Here is a 13,558-nt window from a genome sequence, read left to right as displayed (position 1 = left end):
TTTATACTTATTTTTATTTGATATTCCTAGCAACTTTCATCCACCTCCTATTAATTATAATGAACCCATTTATCCTGTAATTTTGTCTGGAAAATTGTCAAAACAAAAATTATTAAAAATAATATTATCAAAATAGCTGAAGCATAACCTTTTTGGTTTAACCTAAAAGCAGTCTTATAGAAAAAGTAGACAATCGATTGAGTATCTTCAATAATAAAAGATGTTTCATCAACCATCATAAAAATTAAATCAAACACTTTTAAAGAGTTTATTATCGATATTATTGAAACAAAAAATATTGTTGGAGTTAACAGTGGTAAAGTGATTTTGAAAAACTTAGTAAAAGGTCCAGCACCATCTATATCTGCAACTTCATATAAAGATGACGGTATACCCTGAAGTCCTGAAAGAAAAATAACCATATTATATCCGATAGTACTCCAAATTCCAACTATTATGACAGAATATAAAACTAAGTCAGGACTGGTGATCCAACGTGGACCCTGAATATTAATCGTACTCAATAAATAATTAATCAAACCATAATCAGCATTATATAACCAGCGCCAAATCATAGCAATTGCTGCCGGCATCGTTATAACAGGCAAAAAATACAAAGTCCTATAAACTACAAGTCCTTTTATTTTTTGATTTAATAAAACGGCTACTATAATACCAATAATTATACTGATGGGTACTGATAATCCAGTATAAATAAATGTATTTTTTAAGCTTATATAAAATTCTGGATCTTGAAAAATGCTTAAATAATTTTTTAAACCTACTAAAGTGGTGCCACCAAAGGCTCCCCATTCTGTAAAACTAAAATAGAGAGACTGCATTATAGGCCAAATATAAAATATAATCGCGCCGATAAAATATGGTGAAATCATAAGATAAGCCCAAAAATTATCTGTTTTCTTGCTAGAACTGAAAATATTTTCTTTGATAAAGTCCAAAATTATCCCTCCTTTTTATAACCAGGGGAGCGTTTATCACTCCCCCAAAATTTAGTTTTACTATTACTCTTCTCTAAGAATTTTATTCATTTCTTCAGCAACTTTATCAGCAGCTTCTTTCACACTAATCTCACCAGACCAAGCTTTATTGAAGTACTTATTTTCTAATTCATTCCACTTAGCTGTATTTACAGATTGTGGATATGGATATGAGTGAGGAAGCATTTCAATAAAGGCTTCAAGATTCATATTAGGATTAGAGTCTAACCAGGCCTGCTGTGTATTTTTATAAGCCGGTATAACTGTTCCTGTATTAGCCATTATTTTAGCTGATTCTTCTGAGCCTAGATATTCCAAAAACCTCCATGCTGCCTCTGGATTTTCACTTTGACTGCTGATTACATTAGCCAGCCCATGGATTACAACTCCTTTTCTATCTCCCTTAGGTAAAACTGCTACATCAACTTTATCTTTTGTATATTCATTATTAGAAAAAGCAATCTGCTGCCAGGATCCATGATAAAGCATAGCTACTTTACCAGAACTAAATAAATCAAGCGCACTGGTATCTGTCATCTGAGCTAATGTTGGGGATATCTTATACTTATGAATTAAGTCTACCCAAAACTTTAGACCGTCTATAGTATCCTGTTTATCATAGCCTGAAATTTTTTTGCCATTTTCATTTTTAACAATATAACCACCACTCTGGAAAATTGTATTATAATAATTTTCTTGACCATCCTGCGGGGCTGCAATACCCCAAACTCCCTCTGATTGATTAGTTATTTTTTTAGCAGCATTTATCAAATCATTCCAATTCCAATCTTTTTTAGGATATTCTACATTATATTTATCAAAAATTTCTTTATTATAATACAGTCCAATAGTATCAAAATCTTTTGGTAAGCCATATAATTTATCTTCATATGTATATAAATTTACAAGTGATTCTATATATGAAGATTCAGAAATTTTATCACTATTCTTTATTTTTTCATCAATTGGCATAATCATTCCATTAGATGCATATAAGGCAAAATTAGGACCATTCAACCAGAAAACATCTGGTAAAGAACCCCCTGTAGCTGAAATCTGAAGTTTTGTCCAGTATTGACTATAAGGAGTCAATTCAATTTTTACAGAAATATCTGGATATTCTGTTTCAAAATTATCAATAATCTTCTGCATAGCAGGAACCTGATTTTTATCCCATAAACCATATTTTATTACAGTCTCAGCACCAACAATAGAGCTAAAAGTTACCATTAAAATAATGAAAACTAGCGAAATAACAATTTTCTTTTTCACTATAACCCCTCCTGTTTTTTATTAATTAATAACTATTAGACTTTCCCCCTTTCATCTTAATTATTTAATTAAATCTATCTAAGTTAAAATTTAATTTAAAACTTCTAATTTATTTTTATAAACAATTTTACCATCAACAGCTGTCAGATAAATATTCATCTCTGAGTCTATTACTGTAATATCTGCTTTTTTAAATTTTTTAATACTTCCTAACTCACTATCTAAACCTAAAATCTTTGCCGGGACTAAAGAAGCCATCTTAACCGCTTCAAAAAGTTCAATATCTACAGCTTCTTTAATATTTAATAGTGCATCTTTAATTTTTAAAGTACTGCCAGCTAAAGAACCACTTCTAGTTCTTGCAGTCGCATTTTTCACATTAACATCAATCTCACCTAATTTATATTCTCCATCTTCAATCCCACCTGCTCTCATACAGTCACTTATTAAAGCAATTTTTTCTAAACCCTTTACTTTATAAAGTATTTTCATTACTGCAGGATGAACATGAATCTTATCTGCAATTAGTTCACTATAAATTTCATCAAAAGCCATAATTCCACCGATAGCTCCTGGATTACGGTGATGCAAGCCTTTCATTCCATTAAAGGTGTGAGTTGCTAAAAAAGCTCCATTTTTTACTGATTCTTCGATTACCGAGTAATCGGCATTAGTATGAGCTAACGCGGCTATTATTCCTTTATCACACAGAAATTTAATAACTTTTTGCGATTCATTTTTTTCAGGTGCTAAAGCTAATATTTTGATATTATTTCCAGAAATATCAATCATTTTTTTAATTTCTTTGATATTTGGTTCTTTTAAATATTCTTCTGGATGAGCTCCTTTTTTTTCTTTGCTTAAATAAGGACCTTCTAAATATGTCCCAATAATTTTAGCTCCTGCTAAACCTCTTTTCTGAGATTCCCTTATATTTTTTAAAGCATTTTCAATTTTAGATATGGGTGCAGTCAAAGTCGTAGCTAAAAATCTACTAACTCCAATACTTGCTAAATACTTTGAAATATCATTTAACGATTCATAATCTCCATCCATCACATCTTTTCCTACTGCACCATGAATATGAAGATCAATCAGAGCAGGAATAATTATTTTATTTCCACAATCTACTACTATATCATTTGAACTCAGTTCAGAACTTTTAACAAATCCAGATATTTTTTCACCCTCAATTTTTAAAGCGTGATCTAATATAATTTCATCTTCTTTATATATTTTTTTGCTCTTAATATAATAGCTCATTTTTTCCACCTAGCTTTTTTTATTGATATGGATATATTTTTACTCCTTGAACAACTCTATTAACCTCACCACTTGGACTCGGGTCATCAGGCGTAATTCCAATCTTTAAAGAGTTAAGCATCGCAAGTATTTGAGGAGCAGTTATATAGTTTAATGAATTATAAATTTCATCTATAGCTTCTGTTTTAGCTGCTAGTATTATAAGATTATCGGCTATATCATCAATTTTTTGATCATACTCTTCTGCCAGAACTAATGTTTTGAAATTTCCCTTTTGTAGAGCAAGCTCTTTTAAAAGATCATAGTCATATTTCTGGCTATATTGATCTCTTGATAAAAATAAAACAACTAAAGTCTGATCATCTATTATAGATTTAGGACCATGCCTGAATCCAAGTGGAGTGTCATATCTGCTAACAATTTTCCCAGCTGTTAATTCAAGTAATTTTAAAGTAGCTTCTTTTGCTATACCAAAATAACTATAACTGCCGAGATAAACAATTTTTTTGAAATCTAATGCGGCTAAACTCTCAATAACTCTGGTGTCCTGAAGCATTGAGCGTGCATTATCAATAATAAGATCTATATCTTTTTTTATACTGTTTAGGCACTCTATATCAAATACTAATAGAGCAGCTAAAAGCATTGAAGTAAAACTGCTAGTCATAGCAAAACCCCTGTCATGAGTTTCCTCGGGTAATAGAATCACTTTTGTTTTTTCTCCACCTGCATTTTTAGCTAAACTGCCATCTTTATTGCAGGTTATTATTATCTGATAAAGGTCATCGATAATTTTTTCAGCCAGTTCAACTGTTGCTAAGCTTTCTGGGCTATTACCAGATCTGGCATAAGAAAATAATAATGTTGGAATATTCTCTGCTAAATATACTTTTGGATGGCTCACAATTTCAGTTGTATGTACTGATTCAATATCAGTTTCGGGCATTATTTTTTTTAGATACGGAACAAGTATATCCCCAATATAACCTGATGTTCCGGCTCCTGCAAAAATAATTCTCAGTTTTTCTATATCTAAAATACTATTTAAAAAATCTGATATTTCTTCTTTTTGTTGATTTATTAAAGCAAATGTTTTTTCCCAAACATCTGGCTGTTGAAAAATTTCTTCTGCTGTTATTAAGCCGCTGCTATTTTTTAATTCAGCTTTAGTTTTTGAAAATAAGCTTTTCATTTTTTAAAACCCCTTCCAATCATTATTTAATTAAAGCTTTACTCTTTCTTCTTCTTTCTTTAAATTTTCTATAATTTTTTGGTTACTTTTCTGCAAATTATTTTTCAATATTCCTGCATAAAGTGCAGCTCCAGTAACTGGTCTTAAAATAGGTTCGATAAATTTTATATTTTCTTTTTTTAAAAATTCTTTGAGCGGATCTAGAATAAAACTTCCCGCCTTAAAAACTCCACCTGAAAACGATACAGTTATTTTTTCATTTTTCTTAAAACTAAGTTTTTTGATCAAAGCCTTAATAATCAGACTTTGTTCATAAGCTGCACTTTTATAAATTAAAGCTGCTTGTTTGTCTCCCGCCAAAGCTGCTTTATATAATATAATAGCAAGGGATGCTATTTTATCTCTTTTTAATTCTAAACTATTATATAAAATTTCTATTAGATCAAAATCTCTTTTTAGATTAAACTTCTCTCTGACAATTTGATAGAGCTCAGTTTTCTCCAGGCGTCCATCCGATTCTTTGCTAAATAAAAAGAGTAATTCTCTACCTAACCAATAGGCTGAACCTTCATCTCCACAAAAGGGGCCCCACCCACCTGCTCGAGCAGTATTAAACTTCTGATCTTTTGCAAATCCTATTGATCCGGTCCCAGCAACAATATTTATCCCTGCTCTGCAAGCTAAAGAACCAGCCCAGGCGGCTTCTACATCGTTTCCAGATTCAAATTTAGTTTCTGGTATTATTTCGCTAATTATTTTTCTAATAATCATTGTATCTTTTTCATTTTCACCATAACCTGGAATACCCAAAAAAGCATATTCTATATCAGAAATATCTATTCCAGCCTTTCTACAGCAGTCTTTAATACCTTTTTTTAAAAGATTTTGAAAAGCATTAAGACCTATCTGAATGTAATGACAGGTTTCTGTAGTTAAATAAGCTAAAATTTTCCCTTTTTCATTAATCAATAAAAAGGCAGTTTTTGTTCCTCCTCCATCAACTCCTAAATAATACATTTTCCACCCCTTTTATATTTAAAGCCTTATTTATTATGTTGTCATTACCAGTTAGTTAAAAAAGATAGAATTTATTCCAAAACAACATGGAATCTAAATTTATCTCCTCTTGCTACACTAACGGTATATTCTATAACATCATTATTTTCATAAGTAAAACGTTTCAATAAAATAGCTGGTGAATCTTTTTTGACCTCTAAATATTTTTCTTCTCTGGAATTTATAGCAGTAGCTTTAAAAGTCTCTTCTGCTTTTTCAAAATCAACATTATATTTATCTGAAAAAATATCATACATTGCTTTTTTACTTAATAGCTCTTTAGTTAATCCTGAAAATCTTGATTTAGGCAAATAAGTAGTTTCTAGCATCATTGGAACTTCATCTGCAAGTCTTAATCGAGTAAATTTATAAACTTTTTGATTAAGAGGGATTTTTAAATTCTCTGAAATTTTAGCATTAGCTTTAATAGTTTCAAATTCAATCACATTGGAAGATGGAGCTTTTCCAACTTTCTTCATTTCTTCTGTAAAACTATAAAAACTTAATAAATCTTGTTCAAAAGCTTTTTCAGAAATAAAAACTCCTTTCCCCTGCTTTTTATATATATAATCATTTTTTTCAAGTTCAACCATTGCTCTTCTAACGGTCGCTCTACTAATATCATATTGCTCGCACAATTCTCTTTCAGAAGGTAACTTATCATTTTCATGGTAAGTTCCATTTTCGATTTTATCTACAATTATATCGTAAAGTTGATGATATAATGGTAATCTACTATTATTAATTATTTTACTCAAATTCATCACCTCTTATAATGTTATCATGATAAGTATAAAACAATTATACAAGTTGTTTTTTGAATTGTCAAATTTTATTTATAAATTTATTTAATTATAATTAATTCTTCAATTTTAAATATGCTCCACCTTCATATTTATAATCAAAATAATCCATATACATTGTAAAAGGATAAATCTTAAAACTATCTGGTTCTTGATAAACCTTTTCTACTATTTTAATCTTCAAATCACCTTCATAACCGCTATCATTGTATTCATATAATATATAATCATCATTTATAACTTCCTTAAATTGTGAAATAGGCGAACGCTGAGTCGGAGCATATATTCTATAAGGAATAACTTTGCCCTTTTTTAGTGATAAAAACTTATCTGTAATAGACACTCTCCAACCACCCCATTCAAACATTTGATAGCCACCAATAACTTCATGTTTAGAAAAATCAACTTCATCTAAGCCCATTAATTGAGATTTAAAAATCTGATCCCCTTTTTCTACTACAATTTCTCTACCTTTAATTTGAGCCTTAATTTGGGGATTTCGATATACAATTCCAGACTCAGTTTCCTCTTTAAATAAAATATATTCATTTCCAGCAAAAGCTAAATGTACTATTTGATCTAAATCTCTAAATTTAATTTCTTGCTCACCTTTAAAACTAAGAGTTCGGGAAGGGTGATGATCTAAAGTCATATCCAAAGAATCATAATTTTTAATTAAATCATAGCTAAGAGGACCTGAAATATACCAAAATAAATCATCTCGCTCTTGGAAAACTATCAATTGATAATCATCAATTTTGGCTAATTCTAATTCTGAAAATTCAAGTTCTACAACATTCCAAATACTACGAGTTTTTTTCTTTTTACTTTTAATTATTCGCTCTCCAATAGGAGCTTGTGGTTCAATCAACATCACTCTTAAATCAGCCAGAAGTGCACGTTCAGGATCTGCCTTCTTTAACTCGATTCTCAAATTAATTTTTGCCGAATCACCTGCTACTTTTGGAATACTTCCAGTTATTATTAAAGCGAAAATAATTGCTAGAACAAATAGACCTATATATCTTAAAATCTGTCTTTTTTTCATTTTTTAACCTCCATTATAAAATTAAAAAATCTCACTAGAAATTAAATAACTAGTGAGATAGATCTTAACTAAGATAATAGCATTATATCTAATTTTAATTGAATAGTAAATAAAGATATTAATTTTTTTTAGCAAATAATAATTCTAGAATTGCTATTTTTCTTGATTTTAAATATTATTTTTTTATAATTAAAGTTTAAGAAGATTTTTTGTTATTTTTAAAATCTACTTTCTTTACATTATCTCTTCTAGGTTGATAAGTATCTACAAGGTCAACTAAAGCTAATATAATTTCATTTACAGTTCCCTTTTTAGCCAAGCTTTCCAGTCGCTGAAGATGTTTAGCTAAGAATTGTTGGTTTACAGCTCCCAAATTATTAATAAAAATCCGCTCGTGTTCTGTAGCAATATTATCTTCAGTATCACATAAAAGTTCTTCATAAAGTTTTTCTCCTGGTCTTAAACCAATTACATCAATATCTATATCTTCATAAGGAGTTAAACCAGAAAGAGCAATTAAATCTTCTGCTAATTCCATAATTTTTACAGGTTCACCCATATCAAGAACAAAAACTTCTCCACCTTTTCCAAGGGCTCCAGCCTGAATTACTAATTGAGAAGCCTCGGGGATAGTCATAAAATAACGAGTAATATCTTTATGAGTAACAGTTAAAGGTCCCCCCTTAGCAATTTGTTTTTTAAATAAAGGAATAACACTCCCCTGACTACCTAAAACATTACCAAAACGGACCGCCATAAATTTAGTTTTTACCTGCTTATTTATAGTCTGAATAATCATTTCAGCTGCTCTTTTAGAAGCTCCCATGACATTAGTTGGATTAACTGCTTTATCTGTTGAAATTAAAACAAAGCGATCTATTTCAAAATCAGCTGCAGTCTGGGATAAATTTCTAGTCCCTAAAATATTATTTTTAACAGCTTCTTCTGGACTAGTTTCCATTAAAGGTACATGCTTATGAGCAGCTGCATGAAAAACAACATCTGGAGAATATTCATTAAATACTTTTTCTAACTTATTTTTATCACGAATACTACCAATAATAGAAATAAGCTCTAAATTAGGATAATTTTCTTTTAAATCTCTCTCTAAAAAATAGGTTGTATTTTCATTAATATCTAAAATAATAATCTGCTCAGGATTAAATTTTGCAATTTGCCTACAGATTTCAGAGCCAATTGAACCTCCACCACCACTAACTAAAATAGTTTTAGCTTCTAAATAAGCTGAGATTTCAGATGAAATTAAATCAACCTGATCTCGCCTTAGTAAATCTTCTACTTTTACTTCTCTAATCTGATTTAAAGAAACATCACCTTTTAATATTTCATAAACTCCAGGTACAATTTCTACTTTAACATTTTTCTTGTTACTAAGCTCATAAAACCTTTTAATAGTCTTTCCTTCTGCTGAAGGAATAGCAATAATTACTTCATCTACATCATATTCCTCTATTAACTGCGGTATCTTTTTTGTTTTACCAAGAACTTTATAACCATGAATTTCTAAAGCTTGTTTTGCTGGATCATCATCTACTAATCCAATTATTCTTTTACCAATTTCAGGATGCTTTTGCATTTCTCGGATAATCATTTCAGCTGCATCTCCAGCCCCAATAATTAAAACTCTATTTTTAGATTTATTATTTTGATTCCGATTTAAAAAATCTTTTAATAACCTTAAAGCAAAACGCATTCCACCCAAGAAAAAAATATCAGTCATTAAATTAATAGCAATAATACTGCGCGGAAAACTAACTCTAAAAAAATAAAGATAAATTACAAATAAAGTATTAATAGCAAGGGTTGCTTTAAAAATTGAATATAATTCCGACATACTCGCATACTGCCACATCTTATTATAGAGTGAAGAAAAATATAAAACAAATAATGAAATAATAGTAATTGCAACTAAATAGTTAAATTCAAAATGAAGCAGCCAACTTTCATCAAAACGCAAAATAAAAGAAGAAAAAACTGCTAAGTTTACTAAAAATAAATCAATAATTATTAACCTAGGCTTTTTGTATAACTTTAATAAATATTCTAGCATTTAATTCAACTCCTGATAATATTAATTTCCCCTGAGACCAACTAATTATATTATATTGTACTTTTTGCTTTAATTCAATTAATTAACCGAACTTAAATTATTTTTAATTACTTTTAAAAAATAATCTTTAAGATAAAAAAACCTCCCAGGAGGAGGTTTTCTTAAATGATATTTAGATAAAAGTTAAAATCATTAGCTTTTATATTCAAATCTAAGTTGCTAGTTATTCTATTTCAGCTAAAATCTCTTTTAAAGATTTTTTAGCATCACCTAAAAGCATCTCTACTTTTTCATTTGTATAAAGAGGGTTATCTACACCTGCATAACCTGGCTTTTGATCAAGATTTAAAATCATAACTTCTGCTGCTTCTTCTATATCCAAAATAGGCATCCCATAAATTGGAGTTCCTTCTGCTGTTTTAGCTGCCGGATTAATTACATCATTTGCTCCAATTACTATTGCCAAATCTGTTTCTTTTAATTTTGGATTAGCAACTTCTAATTCTAAAAGCTTGTCATATGGAATATTCACTTCTGCTAAAAGCACATTCATATGGCCTGGCATTCTACCTGCCACTGGGTGAATAGCAAAATTAACTTCTTTACCAGCAGTTTCTAACTTATCATAAAGCTCTTTTACTTCAGTCTGAGCTTGGGCTAAAGCCATACCATAACCTGGTACGATCATTATCTTTTCTGCTTTTTTAATTAAAGAAGCTGTTTCAACTTCAATCACATTTTCTGCTGCTGATTCAACTTCAGTTTTAGTTTTTTCTAAATCAGCTAAAATCTCTTTTAAAGATTCTTTAGCATCACCTAAAAGCATCTCTACTTTTTCATTTGTATAAAGAGGATTATCTACACCTGCATAACCTGGCTTTTGATCAAGATTTAAAATCATAACTTCTGCTGCTTCTTCTATATCCAAAATAGGCATCCCATAAATTGGAGTTCCTTCTGCTGTTTTAGCTGCCGGATTAATTACATCATTTGCTCCAATTACTATTGCCAAATCTGTTTCTTTTAATTTTGGATTAGCAACTTCTAATTCTAAAAGCTTGTCATATGGAATATTCACTTCTGCTAAAAGCACATTCATATGGCCTGGCATTCTACCTGCCACTGGGTGAATAGCAAAATTAACTTCTTTACCAGCAGTTTCTAACTTGTCATATAACTTTTTTACTTCAGTCTGAGCTTGGGCAAGTGCCATTCCATAACCTGGTACGATCATTATACTTTCTGCCTGCTCAATTTTACTTGCCAAATTAAACTCTGCTGTTTCTTTTAAATCTTTAGAAACTTCTACTTCTAAATTTAATTCTGCTTTAGAAGTAGACTTTTTTGCTTTAACAAGTTCAGTAAAAGCTTGATTTTTCTTTTCTTTTTTAGTTTTAGTATTACCTGCTAAAACTTCAAATAAGCTTCTGTTCATAGCTCGACACATAATCTGAGTTAAAATAAGTCCAGAAGCTCCAACTACTGCTCCTACCACCACCAAAAGCGGATTATAAATAGCAAAACCAGCTATAGAAGCAGCTAAACCTGACATTGAATTTAAAAGAGAAATAGTTATTGGCATATCTGCTCCACCAACCCTAATTGCAAAAATAACTCCAAAAGCTAAGGCTGAAAGCAGGATTAAAAATATAAATAAATTTGCTTCTATTTGAGTTTGATATTTAAAAGTTATTAAGATTACAGAAATAGCAGGAATAACTAAAGTAAAGAAATTAAAAAAACTGTGGCCTTTTAAAACTATAGATTTTTGTTCCATTCTTCGATCTAGTTTTGCAGCTGCAATTAAACTTCCACTTAATGTTATAGCTCCTACCATTAAAGCAAGTCCAGAACTAAAACGGCTCGTGGGATTCAATTGATTAAAATTACTAAAAAGCATAATTGAAGCCACAAGAGCCGAGGCCCCTCCCCCAAAACCATTTAATAAAGCAACCATCTGTGGCATTTGGATCATTTCAACTTTATGGGCTAAATATGAACCAATTGCTCCTCCAACTAAAATTGCTAACCAGAGCAGTCCACTACCTATAATCTCATTATAGACCAAAGTTAAAATAACTGCACCTAACATCGAGCCAGCACCAATCAAATTACCCTTGACTGCAGTTTGGGGTGAACTCATAAGTTTAATACCCCAAATAATGCCCAGAGTTAATAAAAGTCCAAAAATACTATATCCTGTTATCATATTAATTACCACCAACTCCAAATAATAAAATTACTGTTTATAATTATTGATCATTATTAAACATTTTCAACATTCTATTTGTTACTAAAAAACCACTAACTATATTAATTGTAGCTAAAACAATTGCCAAAAAGCCAAGCAGCTTATAGCCTGTAACTACAGCAGCTGCTGTAGTTACTAAAGAGGCTAAAATAGTTACTCCCGATAAAGCATTCATCCCTGACATTAATGGTGTATGTAATAAACTGGGAACATTACTAATCAATTTATAACCAACTAACATTGCAATTACAAATAAAACAAGCATTAAGAAAAAATTCATTCAACTGCCTCCTTACTTATTCATTGCCTCAAGTGCACCCTGATGAACTATTTTTTCTCCATCAGTAACTAAAGTTGAACTTAAAATTTCATCATCACTTTCAATTTCAATTTTACCAGCTTCAATTACATGAGAAATAAACTTATAAATGTTTTTAGAGAACATCCAAGTTGAACTTTTAGGGAGCATTCCAGGTATATTTTTAGTTCCTATAATTGTTACTCCATGTTTTTTAACTATTTTTCCTGGTTCAGTTATTTCACAATTACCACCTTGATCAATAGCAATATCAACAATTACAGAACCTGGTTCCATTTTCTTAACCATTGCTTCTGTAATTAAAATAGGAGCAACTTTGCCTGGGATTAAGGCACTTAAAATTAGAAAATCAAATTTTTCTATTTGCTCAGCAATAATTCCTCTTTCTTTTTCTAAAAGTTTTTCAGATAATTCCTTAGCATAACCACCTTCACCAACAGCTTCAGCTTCAGGAATTTCTAAATCTAAGGGTTTAGAACCAACACTTTGAGCCTGTTCACTTGCTTCAGGTCTAATATCTGCTGCATGGACTACTGCTCCTAATCTTTTAGCTGTAGCAGCTGCCTGCAAACCTGCAACTCCTGTTCCTAAAACCAAAGCATTTGCTGGCTTAATCATACCAACTCCAGTTGTTATCATGGGCATAAATTTAGGTAAGATATCAGCAGCCATTAAAACTCCTTTATAACCTGCAACAGTACTCATTGAACTTAGAGTATCCATTGCTTGTGCTTTAGATATCCGAGGAATACTATCTAAAGTTAAACTAATTATTCCTTTTTCAGCTAATTTTTTTACCATCTGATGATTTCCAGGTGAAGCAGGATGAATAAAAGTTATTAAATATTGCCCTGCATGCATTAAATCTACTTCATGTTTATCTAACTCTTGGTTAAACTGTGGTTCTTTAACTTTTAAAATAAGGTCAGCAGCTGCAAAGAGTTTTTCGACATCTGTTAAAATTTCTGCTCCTGCTGCTTGATATTTTTGGTCAGAGAAAAAAGAGCCCTCTCCTGCGCCTGCTTGGACTAAAACTTCTGCCCCTTCTTCAATCATTGAACTAACTGTTTCAGGAGTAGCGGAAACCCTATCCTCACCCTCCATAATTTCTGTTGGAATAGCAATTTTTAAATCTTTAAAATTCATTTTAATTCCTCCTAAGTATTTTATTTGTTTAATTTTTAGTAAGCAAAAATTTTAAAAATAATAAAATCAGTTTAAGTAAACTCTTTTTAATTTTCAGATTTTTTGAATAAAATAAATAAATTAATTAAAAAAGAATAAT

Annotated in this window: 11 protein-coding genes; all 11 read right to left on the bottom strand. The window is 30.4% G+C overall.

Going from position 1 to position 13,558, the window contains the following annotated elements; all coding sequences use genetic code 11:
* Window positions 1-50: 50 nt before the first annotated feature.
* Window positions 51-959, bottom strand: a complete 909-nt coding sequence (locus tag HPRAE_RS01870) for a carbohydrate ABC transporter permease (RefSeq protein ID WP_014552559.1) — start codon at window positions 957-959, stop codon at window positions 51-53.
* Window positions 960-1,022: 63 nt separating this feature from the next.
* Window positions 1,023-2,270, bottom strand: a complete 1,248-nt coding sequence (locus tag HPRAE_RS01865; RefSeq protein WP_014552558.1) for an ABC transporter substrate-binding protein — start codon at window positions 2,268-2,270, stop codon at window positions 1,023-1,025.
* Window positions 2,271-2,360: 90 nt separating this feature from the next.
* A complete protein-coding gene (nagA, locus tag HPRAE_RS01860) occupies window positions 2,361-3,533 on the bottom strand; it encodes an N-acetylglucosamine-6-phosphate deacetylase (RefSeq protein ID WP_014552557.1) in 1,173 nt (390 codons plus the stop codon).
* A 19-nt stretch (window positions 3,534-3,552) separates the two neighbouring features.
* Window positions 3,553-4,725, bottom strand: a complete 1,173-nt coding sequence (locus HPRAE_RS01855; protein WP_014552556.1) for an SIS domain-containing protein — start codon at window positions 4,723-4,725, stop codon at window positions 3,553-3,555.
* Between the two features lie 30 nt (window positions 4,726-4,755).
* On the bottom strand, window positions 4,756-5,742 hold the full coding sequence (locus HPRAE_RS01850; RefSeq protein WP_014552555.1) for an N-acetylglucosamine kinase: 987 nt from the start codon (window positions 5,740-5,742) through the stop codon (window positions 4,756-4,758).
* A gap of 71 nt (window positions 5,743-5,813) precedes the next feature.
* Window positions 5,814-6,545: a GntR family transcriptional regulator gene (locus HPRAE_RS01845; protein WP_041606883.1), complete on the bottom strand. Its 732-nt coding sequence runs from the start codon at window positions 6,543-6,545 to the stop codon at window positions 5,814-5,816.
* A 94-nt stretch (window positions 6,546-6,639) separates the two neighbouring features.
* Complete coding sequence (locus HPRAE_RS01840; RefSeq protein WP_014552553.1) at window positions 6,640-7,632, bottom strand: hypothetical protein; 993 nt, start codon at window positions 7,630-7,632, stop codon at window positions 6,640-6,642.
* A 196-nt stretch (window positions 7,633-7,828) separates the two neighbouring features.
* Window positions 7,829-9,703, bottom strand: coding sequence for a polysaccharide biosynthesis protein (locus HPRAE_RS01835; protein WP_014552552.1), 1,875 nt, complete (start codon window positions 9,701-9,703; stop codon window positions 7,829-7,831).
* Window positions 9,704-9,926: 223 nt separating this feature from the next.
* Window positions 9,927-11,912 carry an NAD(P)(+) transhydrogenase (Re/Si-specific) subunit beta gene (locus tag HPRAE_RS01830; protein ID WP_014552551.1) on the bottom strand — a complete coding sequence of 662 codons (1,986 nt, stop codon included), beginning with the start codon at window positions 11,910-11,912 and terminating at the stop codon, window positions 9,927-9,929.
* A gap of 43 nt (window positions 11,913-11,955) precedes the next feature.
* Entirely contained in the window at window positions 11,956-12,234 is a 279-nt protein-coding gene (locus HPRAE_RS01825; protein ID WP_014552550.1) for an NAD(P) transhydrogenase subunit alpha part 2, read from the bottom strand.
* A gap of 12 nt (window positions 12,235-12,246) precedes the next feature.
* A complete protein-coding gene (locus tag HPRAE_RS01820) occupies window positions 12,247-13,419 on the bottom strand; it encodes an NAD(P) transhydrogenase subunit alpha (RefSeq protein WP_014552549.1) in 1,173 nt (390 codons plus the stop codon).
* Window positions 13,420-13,558 lie beyond the last annotated feature (139 nt).

This window comes from Halanaerobium praevalens DSM 2228 (assembly GCF_000165465.1).
GTDB lineage: Bacteria > Bacillota > Halanaerobiia > Halanaerobiales > Halanaerobiaceae > Halanaerobium > Halanaerobium praevalens.
The sequence above is the reverse complement of the archived record's forward strand: the minus strand, read 5'-3'. Positions and strand labels throughout refer to the sequence as shown.